The organism is Dysgonomonas sp. 521 (assembly GCF_010501055.1).
GTDB lineage: Bacteria > Bacteroidota > Bacteroidia > Bacteroidales > Dysgonomonadaceae > Dysgonomonas.
In genome coordinates, this window is the sequence record NZ_QVMO01000022.1 from 1 (window position 1) to 283 (window position 283).

Here is a 283-nt window from a genome sequence, read left to right on the forward strand (position 1 = left end):
GTGGATATCTGCCGGAATGGCAGATTTTTAGAACCGATTTCTAATGGATTTAGAACCGGATTACTGGGTGGGGATGCTCCGGATTATGCACCTTTATATAAGATAATTTTATAATTAATGTCAATCAGTAGTTGATAAGTTAAATGTTCTTTAATTTTTTTATTCTGCGCGCAATCACAGATTGCTTGCCTTACTTTTGGCCGAAGCTCCAAAAGTAAGCAAAAAAGCATTGCGCCCCACTTCGCCGTACGACCCACCATCGGCTTGCCGGCTGAATGAAGTG